This window comes from Pseudomonas sp. MWU16-30317, assembly GCF_020515695.1.
In the GTDB taxonomy this organism is placed as follows: Bacteria; Pseudomonadota; Gammaproteobacteria; order Pseudomonadales; family Pseudomonadaceae; genus Aquipseudomonas.
In genome coordinates this window covers 426,832-453,372 of record NZ_JAIWJA010000003.1, presented here as the reverse complement: position 1 = coordinate 453,372, position 26,541 = coordinate 426,832, and the positions used below count along the sequence as shown (strand labels likewise).

General features: G+C 61.1%; 24 protein-coding genes. 14 read left to right on the top strand and 10 right to left on the bottom strand.

The window, feature by feature from the left end; translation table 11 throughout:
* The first annotated feature begins 137 nt into the window (after positions 1 to 137).
* Together LIX93_RS11125 and LIX93_RS11120 are read left to right on the top strand one after the other, a co-directional pair.
* Entirely contained in the window at positions 138 to 590 is a 453-nt protein-coding gene (locus LIX93_RS11125; protein WP_226504090.1) for a YMGG-like glycine zipper-containing protein, read from the top strand.
* 137 nt (positions 591 to 727) lie between these two features.
* A complete protein-coding gene (locus LIX93_RS11120; RefSeq protein WP_226504089.1) occupies positions 728 to 1,825 on the top strand; it encodes a S8 family peptidase in 1,098 nt (365 codons plus the stop codon).
* Positions 1,826 to 1,873: 48 nt separating this feature from the next.
* Here the strand turns inward: LIX93_RS11120 and LIX93_RS11115 are convergent, their stop codons facing one another.
* On the bottom strand, positions 1,874 to 3,826 hold the full coding sequence (locus tag LIX93_RS11115; RefSeq protein WP_226504088.1) for an ATP-dependent DNA helicase RecQ: 1,953 nt from the start codon (positions 3,824 to 3,826) through the stop codon (positions 1,874 to 1,876).
* 243 nt (positions 3,827 to 4,069) lie between these two features.
* On the opposite strand from LIX93_RS11115, the gene LIX93_RS11110 reads away from it, so the two are divergent.
* Both LIX93_RS11110 and LIX93_RS11105 read left to right on the top strand, forming a co-directional pair.
* Positions 4,070 to 4,885, top strand: a complete 816-nt coding sequence (locus LIX93_RS11110) for a hypothetical protein (protein ID WP_226504087.1) — start codon at positions 4,070 to 4,072, stop codon at positions 4,883 to 4,885.
* An 84-nt stretch (positions 4,886 to 4,969) separates the two neighbouring features.
* Positions 4,970 to 5,389, top strand: coding sequence for a hypothetical protein (locus tag LIX93_RS11105; protein ID WP_226504086.1), 420 nt, complete (start codon positions 4,970 to 4,972; stop codon positions 5,387 to 5,389).
* 44 nt (positions 5,390 to 5,433) lie between these two features.
* Here LIX93_RS11105 and LIX93_RS11100 read toward each other — a convergent pair whose 3' ends face one another.
* On the bottom strand, positions 5,434 to 6,978 hold the full coding sequence (locus LIX93_RS11100; RefSeq protein WP_226504085.1) for a phosphoenolpyruvate carboxykinase: 1,545 nt from the start codon (positions 6,976 to 6,978) through the stop codon (positions 5,434 to 5,436).
* A 178-nt stretch (positions 6,979 to 7,156) separates the two neighbouring features.
* Entirely contained in the window at positions 7,157 to 8,059 is a 903-nt protein-coding gene (gene hslO / locus LIX93_RS11095) for an Hsp33 family molecular chaperone HslO (RefSeq protein ID WP_226504084.1), read from the bottom strand.
* 100 nt (positions 8,060 to 8,159) lie between these two features.
* Here hslO and LIX93_RS11090 point away from each other — a divergent pair, with 100 nt between their 5' ends.
* Complete coding sequence (locus LIX93_RS11090) at positions 8,160 to 8,957, top strand: phosphatase PAP2 family protein (protein ID WP_226504083.1); 798 nt, start codon at positions 8,160 to 8,162, stop codon at positions 8,955 to 8,957.
* Here LIX93_RS11090 and LIX93_RS11085 read toward each other — a convergent pair.
* Complete coding sequence (locus LIX93_RS11085; protein ID WP_226504082.1) at positions 8,954 to 9,355, bottom strand: S4 domain-containing protein; 402 nt, start codon at positions 9,353 to 9,355, stop codon at positions 8,954 to 8,956. The genes LIX93_RS11090 and LIX93_RS11085 overlap by 4 nt on opposite strands.
* A 225-nt stretch (positions 9,356 to 9,580) precedes the next feature.
* Here LIX93_RS11085 and LIX93_RS11080 point away from each other — a divergent pair, with 225 nt between their 5' ends.
* Both LIX93_RS11080 and rimK read left to right on the top strand, forming a co-directional pair.
* Positions 9,581 to 10,033 carry an ATP-dependent zinc protease gene (locus tag LIX93_RS11080; protein ID WP_226504451.1) on the top strand — a complete coding sequence of 151 codons (453 nt, stop codon included), beginning with the start codon at positions 9,581 to 9,583 and terminating at the stop codon, positions 10,031 to 10,033.
* The gene (rimK, locus tag LIX93_RS11075) at positions 10,030 to 10,935 is read left to right on the top strand and encodes a 30S ribosomal protein S6--L-glutamate ligase (protein ID WP_226504081.1); all 906 of its coding nucleotides are present in this window, start codon (positions 10,030 to 10,032) and stop codon (positions 10,933 to 10,935) included. The genes LIX93_RS11080 and rimK overlap by 4 nt, the downstream gene beginning before the upstream one ends.
* A gap of 68 nt (positions 10,936 to 11,003) precedes the next feature.
* Here the strand turns inward: rimK and gshA are convergent, their stop codons facing one another.
* The 3 genes from gshA to LIX93_RS11060 form a co-directional block, all read right to left on the bottom strand.
* Positions 11,004 to 12,587 carry a glutamate--cysteine ligase gene (gene gshA, locus LIX93_RS11070; RefSeq protein WP_226504080.1) on the bottom strand — a complete coding sequence of 528 codons (1,584 nt, stop codon included), beginning with the start codon at positions 12,585 to 12,587 and terminating at the stop codon, positions 11,004 to 11,006.
* A gap of 184 nt (positions 12,588 to 12,771) precedes the next feature.
* Complete coding sequence (locus LIX93_RS11065; protein ID WP_226504079.1) at positions 12,772 to 13,155, bottom strand: PaaI family thioesterase; 384 nt, start codon at positions 13,153 to 13,155, stop codon at positions 12,772 to 12,774.
* Positions 13,155 to 15,476 carry a Tex family protein gene (locus tag LIX93_RS11060; RefSeq protein WP_226504078.1) on the bottom strand — a complete coding sequence of 774 codons (2,322 nt, stop codon included), beginning with the start codon at positions 15,474 to 15,476 and terminating at the stop codon, positions 13,155 to 13,157. The genes LIX93_RS11065 and LIX93_RS11060 overlap by 1 nt, the downstream gene beginning before the upstream one ends.
* A 241-nt stretch (positions 15,477 to 15,717) precedes the next feature.
* Here LIX93_RS11060 and ompR point away from each other — a divergent pair, with 241 nt between their 5' ends.
* Positions 15,718 to 16,461 carry a two-component system response regulator OmpR gene (ompR, locus tag LIX93_RS11055; protein WP_226504077.1) on the top strand — a complete coding sequence of 248 codons (744 nt, stop codon included), beginning with the start codon at positions 15,718 to 15,720 and terminating at the stop codon, positions 16,459 to 16,461.
* A 128-nt stretch (positions 16,462 to 16,589) separates the two neighbouring features.
* Positions 16,590 to 17,903, top strand: a complete 1,314-nt coding sequence (locus LIX93_RS11050) for an ATP-binding protein (protein WP_226504076.1) — start codon at positions 16,590 to 16,592, stop codon at positions 17,901 to 17,903.
* A 100-nt stretch (positions 17,904 to 18,003) separates the two neighbouring features.
* On the opposite strand, the gene argA is transcribed toward LIX93_RS11050, so the two are convergent.
* The gene (gene argA / locus LIX93_RS11045) at positions 18,004 to 19,302 is read right to left on the bottom strand and encodes an amino-acid N-acetyltransferase (RefSeq protein ID WP_226504075.1); all 1,299 of its coding nucleotides are present in this window, start codon (positions 19,300 to 19,302) and stop codon (positions 18,004 to 18,006) included.
* A gap of 164 nt (positions 19,303 to 19,466) precedes the next feature.
* A complete protein-coding gene (gene argE / locus LIX93_RS11040) occupies positions 19,467 to 20,621 on the bottom strand; it encodes an acetylornithine deacetylase (RefSeq protein WP_226504074.1) in 1,155 nt (384 codons plus the stop codon).
* 148 nt (positions 20,622 to 20,769) lie between these two features.
* On the opposite strand from argE, the gene LIX93_RS11035 reads away from it, so the two are divergent.
* Positions 20,770 to 22,137 (top strand): CYTH domain-containing protein, encoded by a 1,368-nt coding sequence (locus LIX93_RS11035; protein ID WP_226504073.1) that lies wholly within the window; start codon positions 20,770 to 20,772, stop codon positions 22,135 to 22,137.
* Positions 22,138 to 22,176: 39 nt separating this feature from the next.
* Here LIX93_RS11035 and LIX93_RS11030 read toward each other — a convergent pair whose 3' ends face one another.
* Positions 22,177 to 22,653: an Lrp/AsnC family transcriptional regulator gene (locus LIX93_RS11030; protein WP_226504072.1), complete on the bottom strand. Its 477-nt coding sequence runs from the start codon at positions 22,651 to 22,653 to the stop codon at positions 22,177 to 22,179.
* Positions 22,654 to 22,778: 125 nt separating this feature from the next.
* Between LIX93_RS11030 and LIX93_RS11025 the strand changes: the two genes are divergently transcribed.
* From LIX93_RS11025 to LIX93_RS11010, 4 genes are all read left to right on the top strand, one after another.
* Positions 22,779 to 23,129 carry a hypothetical protein gene (locus LIX93_RS11025; RefSeq protein WP_226504071.1) on the top strand — a complete coding sequence of 117 codons (351 nt, stop codon included), beginning with the start codon at positions 22,779 to 22,781 and terminating at the stop codon, positions 23,127 to 23,129.
* Positions 23,130 to 23,235: 106 nt separating this feature from the next.
* On the top strand, positions 23,236 to 25,011 hold the full coding sequence (locus LIX93_RS11020; RefSeq protein ID WP_226504070.1) for a GspE/PulE family protein: 1,776 nt from the start codon (positions 23,236 to 23,238) through the stop codon (positions 25,009 to 25,011).
* 112 nt (positions 25,012 to 25,123) lie between these two features.
* On the top strand, positions 25,124 to 26,044 hold the full coding sequence (locus LIX93_RS11015; protein ID WP_226504069.1) for an SPFH domain-containing protein: 921 nt from the start codon (positions 25,124 to 25,126) through the stop codon (positions 26,042 to 26,044).
* 9 nt (positions 26,045 to 26,053) lie between these two features.
* Positions 26,054 to 26,500 carry an NfeD family protein gene (locus LIX93_RS11010; RefSeq protein ID WP_226504068.1) on the top strand — a complete coding sequence of 149 codons (447 nt, stop codon included), beginning with the start codon at positions 26,054 to 26,056 and terminating at the stop codon, positions 26,498 to 26,500.
* Positions 26,501 to 26,541: the final 41 nt, after the last annotated feature.

Below are 26,541 nucleotides of genomic sequence, written 5' to 3'. Positions count from 1 at the left end.
ACAATCCGAACAAAGTTTCATCATTAAAACAATCGTTTACCAGACTGTGCGCAAGTCGCGGTTTCGGCTTTTTCGATGTTGTCAGCCTTGTTACCGAGCCTCAGGATCGCGTCGTCATTCCACTGAGACTCCTCTACATGAAGCTTCCCTCGATTCTGTTGTTGTCCTTTGCCCTGGTCAGCGGGGCTGCCTCTGCGGGCGGCACGGCTGAAGCCGGTATTGGCGGCGCACTGGGTGGGGTTCTAGGTTCGGTTGTCGGCCAGCAACTGGGCGGCACTACCGGTTCGGCCATCGGCGCAGGCGTGGGTGGTGCAGCGGGCAGCGCGGTCGGCGCCAACAAACGCAGCCGTGGCGAAGCCGCGATCGGAGGCGCGCTGGGCGCCGCCGGCGGTAACGTGGTTGGCCGCAGCGTGGGCGGCACCAATGGCGCGCTGATCGGCGCGGCGGCAGGCGGCGGTGCGGGCGGCGCGCTGGGCAACTACATGGGCAACGAGAGCGACCGGGACAACCGCAACTACCGTGGCCACGACGACCGTCGCGACTATCGTGGCCACGGTCGCCCACCGCGCCACCACTGGCGTCATCGTTAACAGGAAAAGTCCTTTCCTGCGCTGATACAAGTACTCACATTACCGTTCAGCGACGCTATCGAAGATCGTGGATAGTTCTTTCACTAATGCCCTGAGCCAAGCGCCAGGGCATTGAATCAACTGTCCAAGGACCTGCCATGCGTCACCCACCTCAGCTATTCCATAACCCGTTCCCATTGCTGCCTACTGTCTTTCGCTCAGGGCTGCTGGGCTTGCCATTCACTTTGATCGGCTGCGGGGCGTACGCCGAGTCACCACCGATCGCTCTCGATCGGGCCAGTTTTGAAACCCCCGAATACCATGCCCTCAAAGCCTTGTCGATTATCAACGCGTCGGCACTCTATGCCCGTGGCGGCACCGGCAACGGCGTGACCGTCGCCTTGATCGACTCCGGTCTGGAGCTGGATCACCCGTCATTTCGCGGCCGTATCGCCGACCCCGGTTACGACCACGTGCGCAAGGCGCCAGGTACCGAGGACCGCTTGGGGCATGGCACCCAGATGGCCGGAGTACTGGCGGCCAACAAGGACGATCAGGGCATTCATGGTGTCGCCTACGAGGCCCAGCTGATTCCGATGCGCTTCGGTGATGACAACGAACCTTTCTTTTTCGATGAGGAGATTGCCCAATCCTGGCGATTCGCCTTCGACAAGGGCGTGCGTATCTTCAGTAACTCCTGGGCCAATTCGATCCCCGCCACCGAACTGACCGAGGCACGCTACAACCAGGTCATGGAGGCCTCCTTGGCGCAGGCGCGCGTGATGGTCGAGCAAGGTGCGGTTCTGGTATTCCCGACCGGTAACGAGCTCAAGCGCGAACCCTTGGCCGAGCCGGGCCTGCCCGTGGCGTTGCCCGAACTGGAAAAAGGCTGGTTGGCTGTGGTTGCATTGAGCAACGACGGCACTGCCATCAACGGTAAATCCAATTACTGTGGCGTGGCCCACCGCTGGTGCATTGCGGTGCCCGGAGGCGACTCCGGCCAGGGCAAAGGGCTGATGACCACAGGCAAGGACGGCAAGTTTGTCGAGACCGCCGGGACCTCACCCGCCACAGCCCTGGTAGCGGGCGCGCTGGCAGCCCTGCAAAGCCGCTATCCAGAGAAGAGCCCGCAAGAAATTCGCGAGCTGCTGCTCGATAGCGCTAATCGATCAGGCATATACGCCAACAGTGAAGCCTACGGGCGCGGACTGCTGGATCTTGAAGCTGCCTCCCGAACGGAGCCCAAGCCCATCTGACCACAACGCAGCCCTGACCTGCTGCTGCGGCATCAGGGCTGCCGACTCTCAGGGCCCAGCGGGGTCAACGAAGCTCGCCAATCCTGATTCGGCCCACTGCAGAACCTCTGCATAAGGGTAATCTTCCAAAACCCCATACCCCGGCACAGCCCGCGCTTTCATGCGGGTGAAGATCGGCACGCTGACGCCACAGAGAAAGCGCGTCGCCAGCGTTGCAGACGGCAGCCTGCCCGTTTGCTCGTGGTAGCGATTGAGAAACTCGCTGCACTCTTGCACGAAGACCATATCCCCCAGCCGCGGCCTGGTAGGCGGCTCGGGTAACTGTGCGATTTGCCCACGGCACACCGAACAGTGGCCACACCGATCAGGCGCCTCGGTATCACCAAAGTACCGTGCCAAACTGGCGCTCAAGCATTGATCGTTGGCGAATAGCGCCAGCATGGCGTGGATGCGGCCGATCTCGGCGCCCTCATGGGTGCGGAAATAGTCATAGAGGTTGTCGCCCTGCAACTGGGCATCGAACGCAGGCTCCAGCACGCTATACACCTCGGTCATGTGCTTGCTCTCCAGCTCGATCAGGCCCTGCTCCTGGAAGTAATCCAGTGCCTTGATCACACGTGCGCGTTCCGCTCCGTGCTGGTAGAGCGTGTCGAAGTCCACCGTCGCCCAGGTCCGGGCGCGCTTGCAGTGCGCGATGATCGACGCCACGAACGCCTGCCGCTCGCCCTTGAAGCGCTCGAGCAGGGCCTGGGGTTCGACCAGATACTTGAAGCGGTATTCGGAGAAGTAACTGTAGCGTGGCGCGATGATCCCTCGAAGCTCGAGCTGCACCAACAGGGTCTTGAGCGGCAGTTGGCGAATATTGCTCTGGTCGGCCAAGGGGCCCAGCAGAAACTCCCATTGGCCGTCGCCGGCGGCCTGCTGCAGGTCCTCGAGCACTGCAGCGATACCTACGCGCTCTGGCGTGTCGCCGTAAACGAAGTTCTCGAGCACCGCCAAGCTGTCGCGGTTGGCCAGCACCAGGCATTCGGACGGCTCACCGTCGCGACCTGCCCGACCGATTTCCTGACTGTAGTTTTCGATCGATTTAGGCAGATCGAAATGTGCCACAAAGCGAATGTCGCTTTTATCGATGCCCATGCCAAAGGCAATGGTGGCGACGATGCATTGGATATCCCCAGCCATGAAGCGGCGCTGAATATCATCGCGGCGCTCGTTCGGCAGCCCGGCATGATAGGCCTGCGCCGCGACACCCTGGCGCGACAGCTGCTGAGCCACGGCTTCTGCGGTTTTTTGCTGGGTCACATAGACGATCCCTGCCTGGCCTTGGCGCGCCTGCAGCCATTGCACCAAGCGCGCTTGCTTGTCGGCGCCGGCCACCCCCTCCACTTGCAAATCAAGATTGGCCCGGTAGAACCCCGTGGTGACCACATCCGAATCGGCGATGGCGAACTTCGCCTGCATGTCGGCGATGACCTTGGGCGTCGCCGTGGCCGTCAGCAGCAAGGCCTGGGGAATATTGAACTGACGCTGATAGTCGGGGAGCTTCAGGTAGTCGGGCCGAAAGTTATGCCCCCACTCGGAGATGCAGTGCGCTTCGTCGATCACCAGCAACGAGATGGGCACCTGCTGCAGAAAATGGCGAAACCGCTCGTTTTTCAGGCGCTCGACCGAAATCATCAGGATCTTCAATTCACCTGAGCGCGCCCGCGTCATCACCTCTGCGGCCTGCTCACGCGTTTGTGCGGAGTCTATATTCGCCGCCGCCACGCCGTGACGATGGAGGAAGGCGAGCTGATCCTGCATCAACGCCAGCAATGGGGAAACCACCAGCGTCAAGTGCGGCAGCATGAGCGCTGGCAATTGATAGCACAACGACTTGCCCGACCCGGTCGGAAAAATCGCCGCGGCCGAACGGCCAGCCAGCACTGCGCCGATGGCGGCCTCCTGGCCTGGACGAAAACGGCTGTGGCCGAACACTGCTTCGAGGGTAGCCTGCATGTCGTGTCACTCCTTGGACGGCATCGAGGGAACACCCTAGCGCGGCCGCTGGCAGATTTGCAGCGCAAGATTGAGCCTGAACATTTCAGGGGGCGGGGCTTCCAGGGTCAACGAGCAACGCCATCAATGTTCGCTGGCCAAGTTTCGAGCCCCGGTATAATCTGCGGCAAATTGTAACAAGTCTGCCACGGCATGGCCCGGATGCCGCTTTATGCCTTACACCAAACGCCAGGAATGGATTCGATGCAACCACCTTCAGATGATGACGGCGTCACGCACTTCCAGCGCCTCAACCCTCAGCAGTTCGACGTGGTGCTCGGCTCTCATCCTGGCAGACGCCCAGCCGCCAGGCCTTCCGGCGTCAAGCTGGGCTGGATAGCCGCGCTGGCGATGCTTTGCGCCTGCGCCTGGATCCTCGCTGCGCGCCTGCAGGGCCATGCGCCCTCGCCTCAGCCTGCGAATGCCGTGCAAGAGCCAATGGCAACGGTGACCGACGAGCCAGCCGATGCGCTACCCGTGCAGCCTGTAACGGCCGCCGTCTTGGCTCCAGTGGTCACGGCGCCGCGCGCACAGGCCGACGCCACACCCGCCAAGCCACAGCCTCTGGATGACTGCCTGAAGAACGGCACGGCCATCAACGACGAGGTCGCCAAGTGCCGCTTTGGCGCCGTCCCCAAGCCCGATCCGGCGCCCACATCGGCGCAGGGCATGGTTTCGGCACGCTATATGGCCCAGTACAAAGCCGATCAGGTGCGTCCCGTTACTCGCCAAGGCAAGCCTTACCAAGTGGCGACCGTGGAGATCCGCGAATGGAAAGGCCGCAATCGCTATCGAGCGCAGTGGAAGATCGTCGATAACGAGATCGACAACGCTTCGGTATGCACCAACTTCCCGAGTGACACGGTCGAACACCGTGAGTGCCGACGCGCCGCCGTGGTGTACTTCAAGGAGGCATGTCAGGAATGGACCAAGCGCGCCGACCATGAGAACGACGACCAGACCCTCGCTGCCCGGCAGCGCTACTGCTTGGCGACCAAGACCTTCGCCGCCGCAGATTAGGACTGCCGCCCGGCACAGGAAAGCGCTGGCGCCAGAACAGAAATGTTAAACTCGACGCCTGTGCCCAACCGTCGAACGAGTGCCATGAAAGCCGAGCGCCAGCAACCCCGCCTTAAATCCGATTCCCTGAGCGTCGACGTGGATGACACCGTGGTGCGGCGCACGCGGAAAAAAGCCACCACCGACTCCACTCTGTTTCGCAATGTGTTCATTGGCCTGGTGATCGTCGCCGGCGGCCTGTATGCACTGAGCCAGCGCTATGACCTGGCCAAGTTGCTGGTCATCGATCTGAACAATCCTTCAGCCAGTCTGGCCCAGGCGCAAACCGACAAACCCGCTGACGCGCCTGCGCCAACCGCCGAACAGGCCGCGCCGAGCCGTGGTTCATCCCACACCGACAAGGCCGCCCACGCCCAGCCCGTGGCACCATCGACCAGCGTCGCGTTGCCAGCCAACGTGAACGTCGCGCCGGTGTATCTGGGCAAGGAAAAAGAGCGCAAATGAAAAAGCCGCCCCGAGGGGCGGCTTGTCAGTTCACAGCTTGAATATTACAGCTGCGGACCGGCTGCACGAATCGAGTCGCTCACTTCGAACTTCTTGAAGTTCTCGATGAACAAGCCGGCCAGCGCCTTGGCCGACTCGTCGTACGCAGCCTTGTCAGCCCAGGTGTTGCGTGGGTTGAGCAGGCCGGTATCGACGCCAGGTACCGATTTCGGCACATCCAGATTGACGGTCGCCAGGTGCTCGGTTTCTGCACCGATCAGCGCGCCGCTCTGGATGGCCGCGATCACGCCACGGGTGGTCGGGATGTTGAAACGTTTGCCGACGCCGTAGCCACCGCCGGTCCAGCCGGTGTTGACCAGATAGACCTTGGAGCCGAAGGCGCGGATGCGCTTGATCAGCAGTTCGGCATACACGCCCGCCGGACGCGGGAAGAACGGCGCGCCAAAGCAGGTCGAAAAGGTCGACTTGATGCCGCTGCCCGAACCCATTTCAGTGGAGCCGACCAGTGCGGTGTAACCCGACAGGAAGTGGTAGGCAGCCTGTTCTTCGCTGAGGATCGACACCGGCGGCAATACGCCTGTCAGGTCGCAGGTCAGGAAGATTACAGCGTTCGGCTCGCCACCGAGGTTTTTCGGGGCGCGTTTTTCGATCAGCTCGCGCGGGTAAGCGGCGCGGCTGTTCTGGGTCAGGCTGTCGTCAGCGTAATCGGCTTGCTTGGTGACCGGGTCCAGGACCACGTTCTCGAGCACGGCGCCATGCTGGATGGCTTTCCAGATGACCGGTTCGTTCTTCTCGGACAGATCGATGCACTTGGCATAGCAACCGCCTTCGATGTTGAACACCACGCCTTCGCCCCAGCCGTGCTCGTCGTCGCCGATCAGGTAGCGGCTTTCGTCGGCCGACAGGGTGGTCTTGCCGGTGCCCGACAGACCGAAGAACAGCGTCACATCGCCCTCTTCGCCCATGTTGGCAGCGCAGTGCATCGGCAGCACATCGGCCGCCGGCAGCAGGAAGTTCTGCACCGAGAACATGGCTTTTTTCATTTCGCCGGCGTAACGCATGCCTGCGATCAGGACTTTCTTGGCCGCAAAGTTGATGATCACGGTGCCATCGGAGTTGGTGCCATCACGCTCGGGTTCGCAGACGAACCACGGCGCGTTCACGACTTGCCATTCCTGCTTGGCGCCCGGATTGTAGGTTTCCGGATTGATGAACAGGCAACGCCCGAACAGGTTGTGCCAGGCTGTCTCGGTGGTCATTTTGACCGCGAGGTAGTGGCCTTCGTCGGAGCCTACATGAACGTGGGAAACGAACCGCTCGCGCTCACCCAGATAGGCTTGAACACGATCCCACAGGGCATCGAACTTGTCGGCCGGGAATTTGCGGTTGATCGGGCCCCAGGCGATGTCGTTCTGGGAAGAGGGCTCTTCGACGATGAAACGGTCTACCGGTGAACGGCCCGTGCGATGCCCGGTCTTGACGACCAGCGCGCCCGTATCGGACAGCTCGCCTTCACCGCGAGTCAGGGCTTCTTTGACCAGATCGTCAGTGCTCAGATCGGTGTACACGGCGTTATTGGCTTGCGTCATGAATGTCCCCGTCGGCCAGCGGCCGAGTGCTCCAAACGTTTTGTAGTAATAATACAAACCTACTACAGCGAAAAAAGTGGCCGGATTATGCCAGAAACATTAGGAAAAAGTAGACCCCTCCTGTCTGGATGGCACTATTCCGACGTTCCTGACCTTCAGTTAGCGGTGCTAAAACCTTTCAGTGACGGGTCTCTGACGGCGAATCGACGCTTCCGTCCAGAAACAACTGCGTGACATCTGCAGAATCGAACAGATAACGCTCGTTGCAGAACTGGCAATCGATCTCGATGGTGCCACCATGTTCGACCAACACGAGCTGCGCATCCTCTTCTCCCAGACTGATCAACGCGCGCGCCGAACGTTCCCGGGAGCAGCTGCAGCGAAATTGCAGCGGCTGGATATCGAACAGACGCAGTTCTTCCTCATGGTAGAGGCGATGCAGAACGGTCTCGTTGTCGAGACCGAGCATCTCCTCGGCCGTCAAGGTGTGGGCCTTGGCGGTGACGTTATGCCAGTTGTCTGCGCGGTCTTCATCGTCCTTGATCTTGTCGATGGGCAACTGCTGCAACAGCAGGCCCCGGGCACGATGGGTGTCGGCCTTGAGGATGAACTTCGTACCCAATTGCTCCGACAACGCGAAGTAATTAGTGAAGGATTCCGACAAGTCCGCACCGCCCAACTCGACGATGCCCTGATAACGCTGGCCATTGGTAGGGTCAATGGTCATCGCCAGTGTGCCTTCCGGCATCAGTTCCGGCAAGCCGGCGCCGGGTCTAACCTGCTCCGCTTCATAACGCGCCAGGCCACGGATCTCTCGCTCGCTGGAACATTCGATCATCAGCAGGGGAATCGGCCCGCTGGAGCGGGCCTGGAGGATCAGCAAGCCATCGAATTTCAGGGTGCCGACCAGCAAAGCTGCCGCCGCCATGAATTCGCCGAGCAACTGGGCAACGGGTTCCGGGTACGGATGTTTGGCCAGAACCTCGGCATAACTGCGTTCCAGAGAAACCAGCTCACCGCGGACATCGCTGTCGTCGAAGATGAAACGCTGTGTGAAATCGGTATCGAGCAATTCGGACATAGGTCTGGGTATCTGATATTTATGACAAAATGTATAGTCAGCAAAACAATTTCTGTTACATGCGCTCCGCGCCTGCGAGCTCTGCCATTCGAGGTATTTTATGAACAAACCCGCTCTGTTCCAAGCAAGATGGAACATCAGAGCTCTGGTGACGTGCAACGTCGCCGCGTTGATCCTGCTGGGCCTGTGGCTGTTGCCCGTCGGCAATCAGTTGTTCACGGCGTTCGATGTCGGCCTGTTTCATATGCTCAATCAGCCTTTGGCCACTAATAGCGTCTGGCGTTCGATCTGGGCCGTGGGCAGCATGCGGCCGTTCGACATCGTGGTCGGGCTGATCCTTCTGACCCTGTTGATCCGTGGTGACTATGTCTTCGAACGGAGCCAGGTGCGTCAGGCGGCCTTGGGCATTATCGCCATGATGGTGGCGCTGCTGGTCATTCGCGCGCTGTTTTCAGAGGTATGCGACCATCTGGGGTGGCAGCACAGCAGTCCGTCGCTGGTCCTCCCTGAAGCGGTACGTTTGGGGGATCTGTATCCGAACATCGACAAACATCTCGAGCTCAAGGATCAATCCAACCAGAGCTTCCCGGGTGATCATGCCTCGGTACTGTTGATCTGGGCCATGTTCATGACCCTGTTCGCTCGCCGTGGCACCCAGGTGGTGGTGATCTGGGGCCTGGTGGTGCTATTCAGCCTGCCACGCCTGGTGGCTGGCGCGCATTGGGGCCAGGACGATTACATCGGTGGCGTGCTGATGGCATTGCTGGCGCTGGGCTGGGCCTTCTATACGCCGTATCTCGCCAAAGCTACCGCCTTGCTGAGTACTCTCAGCAATCCGGTATTCAAGCTGCTCAATCACATTCCGATACTGCGCCGCCTCAGCGTGGTCAGCGGCTAGTCGCGGCTGCCGAACAACTGATGGAGTTGCCGACGCTGCTTCTTGCTCGGCCGCCCATCGGTTTCGACGCCCAGGCCGCCCGCCTTGCGCATCGCCGCCGCTTGTTCGCGCTTCGCAATACTCTGCTCGGTCTCAGCATAAAGCAACTGCGCCTCGGGAGCACCCCGCCGCACATCGGACAATGCCTTGACCACCACCGTGCGCTCATCAAATCCGGTACGCACAGCGATCTCGTCGCCTACATGCGGCTCCTTGCCCGGCTTGCAACGCTCGCCACGGCAATGCACCTTGCCACTTTCAATCGCGGCCTTGGCCAGCGAGCGGGTCTTGTAGAAACGTGCGGCCCATAGCCACTTGTCCAGACGGATCCTTTCTTCCTCGGCCTGTTTCTGCGCCACGACTTCACCTCGATCTGAAACATGCTGGAACTCTACTACCCTACACGGCGGATGCAAGTGGCAGGCGTTCCGTTTAGAGTGCGCCGAGCAGACTACGCTCGGTTGAATTGATCTGCCCAAGGCCGGTCTCAACTACCTCGGGCTCTGATTTATGCAGCAACCTGTTCCTGACACTTTCTGCGGTTGATCCCCTTGAAGACATTTGACCATCTGACTGTGATCGGCCTGCGCGAGTGGGTGGCCTTGCCCGAACTGGGCGTGGCCGGCCTGCGCGCCAAGATCGACACCGGCGCCAGCACCTCGAGCCTGCACGCGACGGAGATCGAAACCTTCGAGCGTCAGGGTGAAACATGGGTGCGTTTCAATGCGCACCTGGGCACCGTGGTGCAATTGCGCCACCGCCGCTGCGAGGCGCCTCTGGTGGCGATGAAGACCATCAAGAGCTCCAATGGCCACGCGCAGACGCGCTACGTCATCAAGACCACCCTCGCCCTGGGCGACCGGGTGTGGGACGTCGAATTCACTCTGGCCTGTCGCAAGGCCATGCGTTATCGCTTGCTGCTCGGCTCCAAAGCCCTGGTACAAGGCCAATTGGTGGTCAACCCGGGCGTGACTTACGTTCAAGACAAGCCGACCTTTCCGGCTTCTACTACTACCCCTGCCAATGGTGTTGCATGAAGATCGCTGTGCTTTCGCGAAATCCGCGTCTGTATTCCACTCGTCGTCTGGTTGAAGCGGGAATCGAACGCGGCCATGAGATGGTGGTGGTCGACACCCTGCGCGCCTATATGAACATCGCCAGCCACAAGCCGCAGATCCACTACCGCGGCAAACCGCTGGAAGATTTCGACGCAGTGATTCCGCGCATTGGCGCCTCGGTGACCTTCTATGGCTGCGCCGTGCTGCGCCAGTTCGAGATGATGGGCGTCTATCCCCTCAACGAATCGGTGGCCATCGCCCGCTCGCGGGACAAGCTGCGTTCGCTGCAATTGCTGTCGCGCCGGGGTATCGGCCTGCCGGTTACAGGGTTCGCCCACTCGCCCGATGACATCCCCGACCTGATCCAGATGGTCAACGGCGCGCCGCTGGTGATCAAGGTTCTGGAGGGCACCCAAGGCATCGGCGTGGTGCTGTGCGAGACCACCAAGGCCGCCGAGTCGGTGATCGAGGCCTTCATGGGCCTCAAGCAGAACATCATGGTGCAGGAATACATCAAGGAGGCCGGTGGCGCCGACATCCGCTGCTTTGTGGTCGGCGACAAGGTCCTGGCCTCGATGAAGCGCCAGGCCAAGCCGGGGGAGTTCCGCTCCAACCTGCATCGCGGCGGCACAGCCAGCCTGATCAAGATCACCCCCGAAGAGCGCATGACCGCCATTCGTGCGGCCAAGGTCATGGGCTTGGGCGTCGCCGGGGTCGATATCCTGCGTTCCAATCATGGCCCGCTGGTGATGGAGGTCAATTCGTCGCCAGGGCTCGAAGGCATCGAAACGACCACCGGCAAGAACGTCGCCTGCATGATCATCGAGCACATCGAGAAGAATGCCGAGCCTGGGCTGACGCGGACCAAGGGCAAGGGTTGAACGACGCGTGGTTGATACTGACGCCTTCGCGGACAGAGCCCGCGAAGGCGTGAGCAATAACCGCAGGCTTACTGACTGATCGCCAGAATACTCGCTTGATAAGAAGCGACGAATAGGTCGAAATCCCCCACTTCGGTCTGTTCCAGCTCCGCCTGGCGCGCGATGGATTCGCGCGCAGTAGTCTCGAACGCGGCCTGTTCTTCGATGCTCAAAGGATTGCCCCGCAGCGTATCGGCGTGGGCATTGCTCTGGCGTAGCGAGAACTGCGCGAAGCTTTCATTGTGCTCAGCCATGCTCGCCAGCACTTTGGCCGACGGCGTCAGTGACGGATCGGCTACCTTGGCTGTCTGAGCGGCCAACGCCTGGACGTGGGCATCGCCACCATGGCTGCGATCGAGCAATTCGGCCAGTGGCTGGATGCGCTCCAGCAACTCGTCCGCCCACTCCTTGAGCCCGATCGGCGCACCGTCGCGCTGCAGTTGCAGGCCCGGCCGGCGGCCATCCTTGACCACCGTGAGAAAGTTGTTGGTGCAATTACCACACTCCAGCGTGGCGAACTGGGGGCTTTCTTCCAGTGCACAGAACAGCAGGAATGCGTCGAGGAATCGAGCCTCAGTCAGATCCACACCGGTCGGCAGGAACGGGTTGATGTCCAGGCAGCGCACTTCCACGTACTGCACACCGCGGGCCTGCAAGGCCTGGATCGGCCGTTCGCCGGTATAGGTCACGCGCTTGGGGCGGATATTGGAGTAGTACTCGTTTTCGATCTGCAGGATGTTGGTATTGAGCTGTACCCACTCGCCATCCTTGTGCGTGCCCACTTCGACGTACGGCGCATAAGGCGTAGCCACGGCCAGGCGCAGGCTGTCGGTATAGCTGGCCAAATCGTTGTAGCAAGGCGTCAGCCCCGCCTGGGCGTTGCTTTGATAACCCAGATCGCTCATGCGCAGGCTGGTCGCATAGGGCAGGTAAAGCGTCTCGGCATCCAGCTGCTCCAGCTGATGCGCACGGCCGCGCAAAAAGCCTGCATCGAGTACCGGCGAGGCGCCGAACAGATACATCAGCAGCCAGCTGTAGCGGCGGAAGTTGCGGATCAGGGCAATATAGGCCGCCGACTGGAAGTCGCGATCACTGCCCGGCACGCCCTCTGCGTTCTTGAGCAGAGGCCATAGCGCATCGGGCACCGAGAAGTTGTAATGAATACCGGCGATGCACTGCATGGTACGGCCATAGCGCAGAGCCAGGCCCTGACGGTAGACATACTTGAGCTGACCAATGTTGGACGTGCCGTAGTACGCGATCGGAATATCCTGCTCGGCCGGCAACGCACAGGGCATCGACGGGCTCCACAGCAGCTCGTTGCCCAGCTTGCTGTAAGCGAAGCGGTGAATTTTTTCCAGACTTTGCAGGGTCTGAGCCGGGTCGGCCAACGCCGGAGTGATGAACTCCAGCAGCGACTCCGAATAATCCGTGGTGATTTGCTCGTGGGTCAGCGCCGCGCCCATTCCTTCAGGGTGAGGCGTCTGAGCCAGGCGGCCATCGGCCGTCACGCGCAGGCATTCACGCTCGATACCGTGCAGGCACTGCTGCAGCAGAGGAAGATTGGCAGGCGCCCCAAGCAGTTCCAGGCGGCGTTTGAGAAAGTCGCTCAAGTTGAATTCCTTCACGGTCAGTCGCCCCAATATGGGGGTGGACATAACGGTCTACAAGGGTGAAGAAAGTTACCGGCGTTGTCGCCTGGTTTCGATCTCGTCGCCAGTTATGACTAGCGGCTCCTAGGTGTAATTCCGACAATGTCAGCGCAGCGTCGAAATTACCCCAGATGCGCGAAACGAGCTAGAGAGCGGCGAAGGTTGCTTGCGCCTTCGCCATCAATTTGTCGCCCTGAAGCACTTCGGCGTCGACCACAAGAGTGCGGCGCCCACCATGGATGACCTTGGCCGTACACACCACCTCGCCATCCGCTACAGCGCGAATGTAGTTGATCTTGCATTCCAGGGTCACGCTCTGCTTGTCAAAACCATGGGAGGTCGAACACGCCAGGCCCATGGCAACATCAACCAGGCTGAACATCGCCCCGCCATGGAGCTTGCCCAAGCGGTTGCGCAACTCGGGCTCCAGGGTCATCGCCACTTGCGCGACCCCCTCGCCCAAGTGCAGCACCCTGCAGCCAAGGAGCTGGCTGTAGGCGCTCTGGGTGAACTCTTCAGGCAGATCCATCAGCGCTTCTTCAGTTGTTTGGCGTTGGCGAACAGGGAAGCCATGGCGTTATTGGCGGGGGCCGCTGCCGGCTCCTTGGCCCGTGCCGGCGTGCTCTGCTGGCGCGGCGACGAACCCGGACGGCTGCCACGGGCGCCATCGATCTTCTCGCCCGGCGTGTCGCTCATGCGCATCGACAAGCCCACGCGTTTGCGCGGAATGTCCACTTCCATGACCTTGACCTTGACCACATCCCCAGCCTTGACCGCTTCGCGCGGGTCCTTGACGAACTTCTCCGACAACGCAGAGATGTGCACCAGGCCGTCCTGATGCACGCCGATGTCGACAAAGGCACCGAAGTTGGTGACGTTGGTCACCACGCCTTCGAGGATCATCCCCAGTTGCAGGTCCTTGAGGTCCTCGACGCCATCCTGGAAGGCTGCGGTCTTGAACTCGGGACGCGGGTCGCGGCCGGGCTTGTCCAGTTCCTGAAGGATGTCGGTGACCGTCGGCAGGCCGAAGGTCTCGTCGGTATATTTTTTCGGGTCCAGGCGCTTGAGGAAGCTGCTGTCGCCGATCAGCGAGCGGATGTCGCGGTCGGTTTCAGCGGCGATACGCTGCACCAACGGGTAGGCTTCAGGGTGCACGGCGGAAGCGTCGAGGGGGTTGTCGCCGTTCATGACCCGCAGGAAGCCGGCTGCCTGTTCGAAGGTCTTTTCGCCCAGGCGGCTGACTTTCTTCAGTGCTGCACGGGTCTTGAACGCGCCGTTGGCATCACGATGGCTGACGATATTCTGCGCCAGCGTGGTGTTGAGGCCGGAAATCCGCGCCAACAGGGCTACGGAAGCGGTGTTGACGTCGACACCCACGGCGTTGACGCAGTCTTCGACCACGGCGTCCAGGCCGCGGGCCAGCTTGAGTTGCGACACGTCGTGCTGGTATTGGCCCACACCGATGGATTTCGGATCGATCTTCACCAGCTCCGCCAGCGGATCCTGCAGACGACGGGCGATGGACACCGCACCACGGATGGAGACGTCCAGATCAGGGAATTCCTTCGCGGCCAGTTCCGAAGCCGAGTACACCGACGCACCCGCCTCTGAGACCATCACCTTGGTCATGCCCATGGCTGGATACTTTTTGATCAGCTCGGCGGCGAGCTTGTCGGTCTCGCGGCTCGCGGTACCGTTACCGATGGCGATCAGGTCCACGGAGTGCTTGGCGCAGAGCGCGGCCAGCACCGAGAGGGTCTGGTCCCACTTGTTGTGCGGCACGTGGGGGTAGACGGTCGCGAAATCGAGCATCTTGCCGGTGGCGTCCACCACGGCCACCTTGCAACCGGTGCGCAGCCCAGGGTCGAGACCCAGGGTGGCGCGCGGCCCGGCAGGGGCAGCCAGCAGCAGGTCGTGCAGGTTGTGGGCGAACACATTGATCGCTTCGGTCTCGGCGCCGTCGCGCAACTCGCCCAGCAAGTCGGTTTCCAGGTGGGTATACAGCTTGACCTTCCAGGTCCAGCGCACTACTTCACCCAGCCATTTATCGGCTGGGCGATTCTGATTCTTGATATTGAAGTGCTCGCCGATCATCCCCTCGCACGGATGCATGGTCCCGGGCAACTCTTCGCCGACCTTGAGCGCGGAGCTGAGAATACCTTCGTTACGGCCACGGAAGATCGCCAGGGCGCGGTGCGACGGCATGCTCTTGAGCGGTTCGTCGTGCTCGAAGTAATCGCGAAACTTGGCGCCTTCCTCTTCCTTGCCGGCCACCACGCGAGCGCTGAGAACCGACTCCTGCTTGAGGAAAACACGCAGCTTGTCGAGCAGGCGGGCGTCCTCGGCGAAACGTTCCATGAGGATGTATTTGGCGCCCTCCAGCGCGGCCTTGGTATCGGCTACGCCCTTCTCGGCGTTGACGAAACCCGCAGCCGTGGCTTCAGGGTCGCGTTGCGGATCGTTGAACAGGCCGTCGGCAAGCTCGCCGAGGCCCGCTTCAAGAGCAATCTGGCCCTTGGTGCGACGCTTCTGCTTATAGGGAAGGTAAAGGTCTTCAAGACGGGTCTTGGTATCGGCCAGCTTGATGTCGCGGGCGAGCTCCGGGGTCAGCTTGCCTTGCTCCTCGATGCTGGCGAGGATGCTGATACGCCGTTCGTCGAGTTCGCGCAGGTAGCGCAGGCGCTCTTCAAGATGACGCAATTGTGTGTCATCGAGGCTGCCGGTGACTTCTTTGCGATAGCGGGCGATGAACGGCACGGTAGAACCTTCATCGAGTAGCGCCACGGCCGCTTCGACCTGTTGAGGGCGGACGCCGAGTTCTTCGGCAATGCGGCTGTTGATACTGTCCATTAGACCACCTGACCTATTGTTAATGCAGAGCCCCGCTTTTAGCGGGCGAACCATCCTCGCCAGGCCTCGAAGCCTGACGCTAGCGGCCGGCATTATAACCACCCATAAGGCCTTGGGGGGATTGCCGGTTTACCTGCAAGATATGTCAGGATGGTGGATCAGGAAAAATCTGCTAACAATGCACTCGGCACAGTGGCTTGCAGCTAAGCCATAATGGCCGCCGAGATCATAGGAGCTATTCATGAGCAGCACTGTCCTCCCTGTTGAAGGCGACAAAATCCTCATCGTCGATGACGATCCAGGCCTGAGCAGCCTTCTGGAGCGTTTTTTCACCAACAAGGGTTATCGCGCGCGCGCCGTGCCCAATGCCGAGCAGATGGACCGTTTGCTGACCCGTGAAGTCTTCAACCTGGTCGTGCTCGATCTGATGCTGCCCGGCGAAGATGGCCTGTCCGCCTGCCGACGCCTGCGGGCCGCCAAGAACCAGATCCCGATCATCATGCTGACCGCCAAAGGCGACGAGCTGAGCCGCATCAAGGGCCTGGAGCTGGGTGCCGACGATTACCTGGCCAAGCCATTCAACCCGGATGAACTGATGGCACGGGTCAAAGCGGTGCTCCGCCGCCAGTCCGCCCCAGTCCCGGGCGCGCCTGGCAGCGAGGACGAGTCCGTCACTTTCGGTGATTACGAACTGTCCCTGGCCACTCGTGAACTGCGTCGCGGCGATGAATTGCACATGCTGACCACCGGCGAGTTCGCTGTACTCAAGGCACTGGTAATGCATGCACGCGAACCCCTGACCCGCGACAAACTGATGAATCTGGCACGCGGTCGTGAATGGGATGCGCTGGAGCGCTCCATCGACGTGCAGATCTCGCGGCTGCGCCGAATGATCGAACCGGACCCTTCCAAGCCGCGATATATCCAGACGGTCTGGGGCGTGGGGTATGTCTTCGTACCGGACGGCGGCAAAAGCAAGGCGTAAAGCCTGACCTGTAGAAGCGGGCCGCCCTGCAACCCCAACCCCCAGCCGGGGGTTTTGCGTTGTGGGCGGCCCGCTGTCCGCATTGTTGCGAGCCCGTCTCGCGCCTGCAAAGTTATGTGCTCAAGCCTATGAAAACCCCGTTGTGGTTCCCCCAGAGTTTCTTCTCGCGCACGCTCTGGCTGGTGCTGATCGTCGTGCTGTTCTCCAAGGCACTGACGCTCGTCTACCTGCTGATGAACGAGGATGTGCTGGTCGACCGTCAGTACAGTCACGGTGTGGCCCTGACCTTGCGCGCGTACTGGGCGGCCGACGAGTCCAATCGCGATCAGATCGCCGAAGCGGCGGGCCTGATCCGGGTCGTGGGCGGCGGAGTGCCCGAAGGCGAACAACACTGGCCCTACAGCGAAATCTACCAGCGGCAGATGCAGGCCGAACTGGGCAACGATACCGAAGTGCGACTGCGCGTGCATGCTCCGCCCGCGCTCTGGGTGCAGGCCCCGAGCCTGGGCCCAGGCTGGTTGAAGGTACCCTTGTATCCTCACCCCTTGCGCGGCCAGAAAATCTGGAGCGTGCTGGGCTGGTTCCTGGCGATCGGACTGCTGTCGACGGCATCGGCCTGGATATTCGTACGCCAGCTCAATCAACCGCTCAAGCGCCTGGTGTTCGCTGCCAGACAACTGGGCCAGGGCCGCAGCGTCCGCTTGCCGATCAGCGATACGCCGAGCGAAATGGCCGAGGTATACCGCTCGTTCAACCAGATGGCCGAGGATGTCGAACAGGCGGCCCGGGAGCGCGAACTGATGCTGGCCGGCGTGTCCCACGACCTGCGAACGCCCTTGACTCGCCTGCGGCTTTCCCTTGAATTGATGAGCGGCGACAGCGATCTGAGCGAAGACATGGTCCGTGACATCGAAGACATGGACGCCATCCTCGACCAGTTCCTGGCGTTTATCCGGGATGGCCGCGACGAGACGATCGAGGAGGTAGACCTGTGCGACCTCATTCGCCATACCGTCGCCCAATTCAATCAGCCCGAAGAGCGGGTGCGGCTGTGCCTCGAAACGATCCCGCCCTTCCCGCTGCGAAGAATTTCAATCAAGCGCCTGCTGAACAATCTGATCGGCAATGCGCTTCATCATGCGGGCAGCGGCGTCGAAGTCGCCGCCTACGTGGCCGAGGACTCAAGCGCGCCGTATGTCGTGCTCAGCGTTCTGGACCGTGGCACCGGCATCGACCCAGCGGAACTCGAAGGTATTTTCAATCCATTCACGCGCGGCGATCTGGCCCGCAGTGGCAAAGGCACGGGCCTGGGCCTGGCCATCGTCAAGCGCATCGTGCTGATGCATGGCGGCAACGTGGAGCTGCGTAACCGGTCAGGCGGCGGCCTCGAAGCGCGGGTGGTGTTGCCACTGAACCTGATGCTGCCGCGTGATGCGGTTTGAAGTCTCCCAGTGCCAACCGATCCGGAGTCGTACACCAGTGGGAGCAAGGGCGCGCGTTCGGCAGCGAAGAGGCCAGTGGCAACGACGCCACTGCAGAGCCTTACAACGCCTTCTCGAAGATCTTCGAATTACGCTGATAGTTGTACAGCGACGCTCGGGCAGCAGGCAGACGCTCGACACCACTTGGGATAAAACCACGCTCGCGGAACCAGTGCGCCGTGCGGGTGGTGAGGACGAACAGGGTATTGATCCCCAGCGCTTTGGCGCGCACCTCGATGCGCTCCAACAGTTCATCGCCACGCCCACCATGGCGGTACTCAGGATTGACCGCCAGGCAAGCAAGCTCCGCAGCCTGAGAGTCCGCAATCGGGTAAAGCGCCGCACAGGCGATGATCATCCCCTCGCGCTCGACCACGCTGAATTGGGTGATTTCCCGCTCCAGTACCTCGCGTGAGCGGCGTACCAGAATCCCCTGTTCTTCCAGTGGGCTGATCAGTTCGATCAATCCGCCCACGTCCTCGATATTGGCCTCGCGGACCTTCTCGAACTGCTCCTGCGCCACCAGCGTACCACCACCATCGCGCGTGAACAGCTCGGTCAGCAAGGCGCCATTTTCGGCATAGCTGACGATGTGGCTGCGGGCCACGCCGCCCTTGCAAGCCTCGGCGGCCGCATCCAGCAACTCGCCTTGATAGTCGCTGCCCAGACGCAACAGGTGCGCCGGCACCTGTGCCGGGCCCAGCTCCCGCACCAGCTTGCCGTGTTCGTCGAGCAAGCCGGGTTCGGCGCCGAACAGCAACAGCTTGTCGGCACCCAGGTCGATAGCCGCCCGCGTCGCGACGTCTTCACAGGCGATGTTGAAGATTTCTCCGGTGGGCGAGTAGCCCAGCGGCGACAGCAATACGATCGAGCGCTCATCGAGCAACTTGTTGATACCCTTGCGATCGACCCTGCGTACCAGCCCGGTATGGTGATAATCCACCCCCTCGACCACACCGATCGGCCGCGCGGTGACCAGATTGCCGCCCGCCACGCGCAGGCGTGAACCCTGCATCGGCGACGAGGCCATGTCCATCGACAGGCGCGCTTCGATGGCGATACGCAAATACCCGACAGCATCGATAACACAATCCAGCGTGGCCGCGTCAGTGATACGCAGCCCGTGGTGGTAGTGCGGGGTGATACCCCTTGCGGCCAGGCGCTCTTCGATCTGCGGGCGCGAGCCGTGCACCAGCACCAGGCGCACCCCCAGGCTGTGCAGCAACACCAGGTCGTGAACGATATTGCCGAAGTTGGGGTGGTCGACCCCGTCCCCCGGCAGCATCACCACAAAGGTGCAGTCCCGGTGGGCATTGATATAGGGCGAGGCGTGACGAAGCCAGTTAACGTACTCGGGCATGCTGAAATGAGCCTGTAAAAAATTGGACGAAACGTGAAAACGCAACTTGGGTGTTGTGGGTTATCGTCGAAACAGGCTTGGCAACACGCGCATGCTCCTTTCAGATACGGTCAACAGGGTTATCACTTTAGGGGCGGCCTCTGGAGTGGCAGATCGCTCGATCACTACTCAGAGACCGAGGCCAGACAATAATGTTCTACCAATTGTTGCAATAGACGCACGGTCGGCTGCAAACGTGACATTTCCAGATACTCGCCCGGCTGATGCGCACAGGCTATATCCCCAGGGCCCAATACCAGCGTTTCACAACCCAGACGCTGAAAGTACGGGGCTTCGGTCCCAAAGGCCACTGCGGCTGCGGTGTGCCCGGTGAGGCGCTCGGCAACCCGTACCAGCTCGGCATCGGCCAGTTGTTCGAACGGCGGTACTTCCGGAAACAGCGGTTTATAGTCGATCTTGACCTGATGCTGCTCGGCCAACGGTACCAGCTTCTGGCGGATCGCCGCCCGCAACACCTCAGGGTCCATACCCGGCAGCGGCCGCAGATCGAATTCAAGCGAGCACTGCCCGCAGATGCGATTGGGGTTGTCACCGCCGTGAATGCAACCGAAGTTGAGGGTCGGTTGCGGCACACTGAATTGCGGATTGCGATATTCACGCTGCCATTGCTGGCGCAAGCCCTTGAGCTCGGAGATAGCCTCGTGCATGGCCTCGAGCGCGCTGTGGCCCAGGCTCGGATCAGAAGAATGGCCACTCTGGCCAAGGATATCGATGCGCTCCATCATCACGCCCTTGTGCAGGCGAATCGGCTTGAGCCCGGTCGGCTCGCCGATCACTGCTGCACGCCCTAGCGGACGCCCGGCTTCGGCCAAGGCACGCGCACCGGACATCGAGCTTTCTTCATCGCACGTGGCGAGAATCAGCAGCGGCTGCTTGAAGGGTTGATCGAGCAGCGGCTTTACTGCCTCGATCGCCAGCGCGAAAAACCCTTTCATGTCACAGCTGCCCAGGCCGACCCAGCGCCCGTCCACCTCAGTGAGCTTGAGCGGATCGGTCTGCCACAGTTTTTCGTCGAAGGGCACGGTGTCGCTGTGGCCGGCCAGCACCAGCCCGCCTGGGCCGCTGCCGTAAGTGGCCAGCAGATTGAACTTGCCGGGAGAGACCTGCTGGATATCGCAGGCGAAGCCCAGGTCCCCCAACCAGCCGGCCAGCAGATCGATCACCGGGCGGTTGGACAGATCGAGGTTCGGCTGTGTACAGCTCACCGATGGCACCGCGATCAGGGCGGCAAACTGGTCTTTCATGGACGGCAAAGGCATGCGCATTCTCCCAGGGCGAAGCCCATCATAGAGCCATCTGACGTCGAGAATAAACCGTCAGCGCAACACTCCTGTACACTGCTCGGCCATAGCAGCTCCCTTATTTAGCGTCTGCGCGGCATTACGCCAGCGCCTGGATTTTCCCGCCATGCAAAAAGAAACCGAAATCAAACTGCGCGTCAGCCGCGAAACTCTCATCGCCTTGCGCGAGCACCCGCTGCTGAAAAAGCGCAACAAAAGTGGCTGGGAACGCCGCGAACTGTTCAACCAGTACTTCGATACACCCGAGCGTGACCTTGCCGGGGCCAAGGTTGCCCTGCGCCTGCGCCGTGACGGCGACGAGTTCATCCAGACCCTCAAGACCCGCGGCCAGAGCGTTGCCGGGCTGTCGGAGCGTAACGAATACGACTGGAAACTGGCCAAGGCCAAGCTGGATCTGAAAAAACTCGATGACGAATGCTGGCCGGCGCAGCTTGCCGAGCTGGACAAGAAAACCATCAAGCCGGTATTCACCACCGATTTCGTCCGCGAGCGCGCTGAAATCGCCTGGGGCCGAGGCAAGAGCAAAGTCGTGATCGAGGCCGCCCTGGATCTGGGCAAGGTCATCGTCGGCAAGCAGTCGGAAGAAATCTGCGAACTGGAACTGGAACTGCGCGAGGGCGAGCCCGCTGCCCTGCTGGAATTGGCCGCCGAGCTGGCCGCGACCCTGCCGCTGATGCCCTGCGACATCAGCAAGGCTGAGCGTGGATATCGTCTGTTCGACGCCAACAGCTATGCCTTGAGCCTGCCCGCGCCAGAGCTGAGCGCCGAAACTTCGCTGGACGACGCCTTTACCGGCCTCGCTTGGCACCTATTGGCGAGCAGCCAGCGCCTGGCCGAGCAATACCGTTTCAACGGCCATTGGCGCCTGCTGCAGGATTGGGTCACGCAATTGATCGAACTGCGTGCATTGCTGGGCAGCCTCGGCCAGGCGGCGCCGCGCGCCACCTCCAGCGAACTGCGCAGCGCCCTTGACCTGCTGCTCGAAGACTGGCGCCCATTGGTGGAAGCCGGCCAGGAAGACGAAGACGTGCGCCGCGCCGCGCCCGAGCAGTTCGCCGAAGAGCTGCAAGACCCACGCTGGGGCCTGTTCTCGCTGAACACCTCGCGCTGGCTGCTGGCACGCGCCTGGACCGTGGAGCGCAACAATCGCGGCAATCGCCAAGGCGCCGCGCAACTGGCCAACTGGCTGGCGCATTTCATTGCCGAAGAAGGCGCTGCCTTGCAACTGCAGCGCTACCAGCAACAGCCCGAGGACCTGGCCGAACAGCTGCCGCGTATCGAGCGCATTCAGGCCTGGATGCACCATGCGCGTGGCGTGCTGGACGTGCCTGAGCTGGATCGCCTGTACGGCGACCTGAACAAGTTGCAGGCGCTGGCAATCCAGCAAATCAGCGACGAAGTCCTCGACGCCCGCGTCCACCAGGCCCTGGCCGTGTCCCAGACTCGGGCCTGGAAGCAACTGGTCCGCAAATAAAGTCAGCACCGGTGTAGCGAAGGAGGGCTTGCCCCCTCGCTACACAGGGCGCAGCACCGGCAGACTCGTGGTGGACTTGATCTCTGACAAGGCCACCGTCGAGTTGACCTCCTGAATCCCCGGCACCATCGACAGTTTCTCGAAAAAGAACCGCTCGTAGGCTTCAATGTCCGGGGTCACGATCCGTAACAGAAAATCCACCGCCCCCATCAGTACATAACACTCCAGCACCTCCGGGAAGCCGCGAATCGCTTCGGTGAACTCGGTAAAATTGGAGCGCCCGTGAGCGTTGAGTTTCACCTCCGCGAAAATCTGCGTATTGAGGCCGATTTTCTTGCGATCAAGCAAGGTCACCTGGGCGCGAATCACGCCCTCCTCCTTCATTCGTTGAATCCGCCGCCAGCAGGGCGACTGAGAAAGCCCGACCTGTTCTGCGATCTGGGCGCTGGACAGCGAAGCATCTTCCTGCAGCAGCGCGAGAATCTTGCGGTCGTAGTTATCTAGATCGCTTTGCATAGAAATATCTCGTTAAGCACTTAGTGAGCATGATCAATTCAAAATAGCGGAAAAACTCGAAATAATCGCTAAGAAATATCTCGATACTCATGGAACAATGGCCCGACTGAATCAGGAGCCGGCCCATGACCACATTGCACGCCATGAACGATCCCTGCCCGCGCCCGGATGTCTGGGCGGCGGGCAACCCGACCACTGCAGTGCGCTTTCGCCTGGTGGCCGAGGCACAGGCGGATGTCCCCTGTCGATTGCTCAACCTGTTTGCCATGCAATACCTCATTGCCCAACGCATCGAAATGGTCCGCGATGACGATCTCCTGCATATCGAACTGGAACTGCACGACGTGACTTGGCATCGCGCGGAAGTGATAGCGCAAAAAATGCGCAATCTTGTCGAAGTGTGTTCAGTCGAGCTCGAACCGGCTGGAGCATTGAAAGCTGTCGGCGGCGCAAGTCATAACGCGGCACAGGCCTGACATCTGCGGCAAAGATTGCCGCGATTGATCATGGCACGCTGTTTTTGCTCTTCTGGCTGTCCAGACGTGGCGCAGGACGCCCCACGGCACTGCCCGGGAGGGCGCAGTGAGCCAGACCACCACCGATCGCCCGCTGGGGCTTGGAGACTTGCTGGACGAGCTGATCGCCCAGGGTTTCATCCTTGCCGACACTCGCGAGCCGTTGCTCAAGGCGTATCAGTCGGCCCATCACCGTGATCGCCACCCACTGGAGTTCATGGCCGGGCAACAGATCGCCGATCTCAGCCACCCGGGCCATAGCCTGGAAATTGAACAGCTGACCATATGGCTGGCTCAGCAGGCCGGGCTGCCCTATCTGCGTATCGATCCGCTTAAAATCGATGTCGCCGCCGTCACGCCGGTGATGTCCCATGCCTTTGCCCATCGCCATGGGATACTCGCCGTGGAAGCCGATGCCGGCACCATTACCGTGGCCAGCGCGCAGCCCTATGTAACGTCCTGGCTCCAGGACCTCGGTCATGCGTTGCAAAAGCCGATCCGCCGGGTACTGGCCAATCCGCTCGACATCCAGCGCTACACGCTGGAGTTCTACCGGCTGGCAAAATCGGTCAGTGGTGCCAGTCACGTCGATCAAACCGACAAGACGCCGGGCAATTTCGAACAACTGCTCAAGCTCGGCGCCAGTGATCGTGAACCCGACGCCAACGATTCGCACATCATCGACATCGTCGACTGGCTGTTCCATTACGCCTTCGAACAGCGCGCCAGCGATATCCACATCGAACCGCGCCGCGAGCACGGCAGCGTACGCTTTCGCATCGATGGCATGCTGCACAACGTCTACCAGTTCCCACCCCAGGTGATCATGGCCATCGTCAGCCGCCTGAAAAGCCTGGGGCGCATGAACGTCGCAGAAAAACGCAAACCTCAGGACGGCAGGGTCAAGACGCAGTCGCCCGGCGGCAGTGACGTGGAACTGCGCCTGGCGACGCTGCCGACAGCCTTTGGCGAAAAGATGGTGTTGCGAATATTCGATCCCGAGGTGCTGCTCAGGGACTACGACGCGCTGGGCCTGAGCGGTGACGACTTGAGCCGCTGGCAAGGCATGACCGGGCAGACCAACGGCATCATTCTGGTGACCGGACCGACAGGCTCGGGCAAGACCAGCACGCTTTACACCACGCTGAAGAAGCTCGCCACCCCCGAAGTCAACCTGTGCACCATCGAAGACCCTATCGAAATGGTCGAGCCGGCGTTCAACCAGATGCAGGTCCAGGCCAATATCGACCTCACCTTCGCCAGCGGCGTGCGAGCACTCATGCGCCAGGACCCGGACATCATCATGGTGGGTGAGATCCGCGACCTGGAAACCGCTGAAATGGCCATACAAGCGGCGCTCACCGGACACCTGGTGCTCTCGACCCTGCATACCAACGATGCGCCGAGCGCGATCAGCCGGCTGCTCGAACTGGGTGTCGCCCATTATCTGATCAAGGCCACAGTGCTGGGGGTCATGGCGCAGCGCCTGGTGCGCACGCTGTGCAACCACTGCAAAGCGCCGTATACGCTCGCGGCCAGCGATTGGCACGAGCTGACCCGTCCCTGGCAAGCCCCGGTGCCCAGCGGTGCACAACGGGCGATAGGCTGCGCGGAATGCCGCGAGACCGGCTATCGCGGCCGTGCCGGGGTGTACGAAATAATGCTCCTGAGCGACAGCCTCAAGCGCCACATCCAGATCGATACCGACCTCGCTGCCCTCAAGCGCCAGGCCTACCTTGAAGGCATGCGCAGCCTGCGCGTGTCTGGCGCGCAGAAGGTTGCCAACGGCCAGACCACAGTCGAGGAAGTGCTGCGCACGACGCCCCACAGCGGCGTGAAGTAGTCAGGCATGGCCGGCACCATGGGTAATCACTTGCTGACACAAACTACCGCTAGATCACTGCCCCAACAGCGCTCACAATCATTGATTCAGCAATCTTGAACAGGGATTCGTCATGCAAATCGGTAGCGTGCTACTGCTCTTCGTCGGCCTGGTCGTGGCCATCATCTTCATGGGTTTCAAGGTCGTGCCGCAGGGCTACCAGTGGACGGTGGAGCGCTTCGGCCGCTATACCAACACCCTGAAGCCCGGCCTCAACATCATCGTGCCGGTGATGGACCGCATCGGTCGCAAGATCAACGTCATGGAAAGCGTGCTCGACATTCCGCCACAGGAAGTCATCACCGCCGACAACGCCACGGTACAGATCGACGCCGTGTGCTTCTTCCAGGTGGTCAACACCGCCCAGGCTGCCTACGAGGTCAACAACCTCGAGCATGCCATTCGCAACTTGCTGCAGACCAATATCCGTACCGTACTCGGCTCCATGGAGCTGGACGCCATGCTCAGCCAGCGTGATGGCATCAACGAAAAACTGTTGCGTACCGTGGACGAAGCAACCGCCCCCTGGGGCATCAAAATTACCCGTATCGAGATCAAGGACATCAGCCCTCCCGCCGACCTCATGGCGGCCATGAGCGGGCAGATGAAAGCCGAGCGGGTCAAGCGCGCACAGATTCTCGAGGCCGAGGGCCTGCGCGCCGCTGCCATACTGACCGCAGAGGGCAAGAAGCAGGCGCAGATTCTCGAAGCCGAGGGTGAACGCCAGGCGGCGTTCCTGGAGTCCGAAGCACGGGAGCGACAGGCAGAGGCGGAAGCTCGCGCGACGCAGGTAGTGTCGGAAGCGATCGCGAGCGGCAACGTGCAAGCCATCAACTATTTCGTGGCGCAGAAATATGTCGATGCACTGGGCAAACTGGCTTCGGCGAACAACAGCAAGGTCATCCTCATGCCTCTCGAAGCCAGCTCGATCATCGGCTCGGTGGGCGGCATCGGAGAAATCATCAAGGCAACGTTCGACAACAAGAAAGTCTGAGGCCTGAAGATGCTGGACTTCGTGCAACATCTGTCGTTCTGGGACTGGCTGGCACTGGGTACGGTGCTGCTGATCCTCGAAGTGTTCGGTGCCGGTGGCTACCTGTTATGGCTGGGCATTGCAGCCGCAGCGGTTGGCGTCATTACCTTTGCCGTGCCGGCACTGACCTGGGCCATGCAGCTACCGCTGTTCGCGGTGCTCTCTTTGTTGACTGCGGTCTACTGGTGGCGCAGGCAACGCAGTGTGGCGCGCCCCAGCGATCAGCCAGGGCTGAACATGCGCGGTCAGGAGCTCGTCGGGCGAACCCTGCTCGTCACCGACGCCATTGTCGATGGCCGGGGCAAGGTCAAAGTCGGTGACGGCGTATGGCTGGCACGCGGGCCAGACGCCGAGGTCGGATCACGGGTCCAGGTCACCGGATTGGACGGCACCGTATTGCTGGTAGTACCTGAATAAAGCGCCACGGGGAACTTGATGCCTAGTGCCCCTATCCAACG

Excerpts from the sequence above, each read along its gene's own strand:
- LIX93_RS11125 (WP_226504090.1), top strand. The coding sequence starts at position 138 with ATGAAGCTTCCCTCGATTCTGTTGTTGTCCTTTGCCCTGGTCAGCGGG.
- LIX93_RS11120 (WP_226504089.1), top strand. The coding sequence starts at position 728 with ATGCGTCACCCACCTCAGCTATTCCATAACCCGTTCCCATTGCTGCCT.
- LIX93_RS11115 (WP_226504088.1), bottom strand. The coding sequence starts at position 3,826 with ATGCAGGCTACCCTCGAAGCAGTGTTCGGCCACAGCCGTTTTCGTCCA.
- LIX93_RS11110 (WP_226504087.1), top strand. The coding sequence starts at position 4,070 with ATGCAACCACCTTCAGATGATGACGGCGTCACGCACTTCCAGCGCCTC.
- LIX93_RS11105 (WP_226504086.1), top strand. The coding sequence starts at position 4,970 with ATGAAAGCCGAGCGCCAGCAACCCCGCCTTAAATCCGATTCCCTGAGC.
- LIX93_RS11100 (WP_226504085.1), bottom strand. The coding sequence starts at position 6,978 with ATGACGCAAGCCAATAACGCCGTGTACACCGATCTGAGCACTGACGAT.
- hslO (WP_226504084.1), bottom strand. The coding sequence starts at position 8,059 with ATGTCCGAATTGCTCGATACCGATTTCACACAGCGTTTCATCTTCGAC.
- LIX93_RS11090 (WP_226504083.1), top strand. The coding sequence starts at position 8,160 with ATGAACAAACCCGCTCTGTTCCAAGCAAGATGGAACATCAGAGCTCTG.
- rimK (WP_226504081.1), top strand. The coding sequence starts at position 10,030 with ATGAAGATCGCTGTGCTTTCGCGAAATCCGCGTCTGTATTCCACTCGT.
- LIX93_RS11065 (WP_226504079.1), bottom strand. The coding sequence starts at position 13,155 with ATGGATCTGCCTGAAGAGTTCACCCAGAGCGCCTACAGCCAGCTCCTT.
- LIX93_RS11060 (WP_226504078.1), bottom strand. The coding sequence starts at position 15,476 with ATGGACAGTATCAACAGCCGCATTGCCGAAGAACTCGGCGTCCGCCCT.
- ompR (WP_226504077.1), top strand. The coding sequence starts at position 15,718 with ATGAGCAGCACTGTCCTCCCTGTTGAAGGCGACAAAATCCTCATCGTC.
- LIX93_RS11050 (WP_226504076.1), top strand. The coding sequence starts at position 16,590 with ATGAAAACCCCGTTGTGGTTCCCCCAGAGTTTCTTCTCGCGCACGCTC.
- argA (WP_226504075.1), bottom strand. The coding sequence starts at position 19,302 with ATGCCCGAGTACGTTAACTGGCTTCGTCACGCCTCGCCCTATATCAAT.
- argE (WP_226504074.1), bottom strand. The coding sequence starts at position 20,621 with ATGCCTTTGCCGTCCATGAAAGACCAGTTTGCCGCCCTGATCGCGGTG.
- LIX93_RS11035 (WP_226504073.1), top strand. The coding sequence starts at position 20,770 with ATGCAAAAAGAAACCGAAATCAAACTGCGCGTCAGCCGCGAAACTCTC.
- LIX93_RS11030 (WP_226504072.1), bottom strand. The coding sequence starts at position 22,653 with ATGCAAAGCGATCTAGATAACTACGACCGCAAGATTCTCGCGCTGCTG.
- LIX93_RS11025 (WP_226504071.1), top strand. The coding sequence starts at position 22,779 with ATGACCACATTGCACGCCATGAACGATCCCTGCCCGCGCCCGGATGTC.
- LIX93_RS11015 (WP_226504069.1), top strand. The coding sequence starts at position 25,124 with ATGCAAATCGGTAGCGTGCTACTGCTCTTCGTCGGCCTGGTCGTGGCC.
- LIX93_RS11010 (WP_226504068.1), top strand. The coding sequence starts at position 26,054 with ATGCTGGACTTCGTGCAACATCTGTCGTTCTGGGACTGGCTGGCACTG.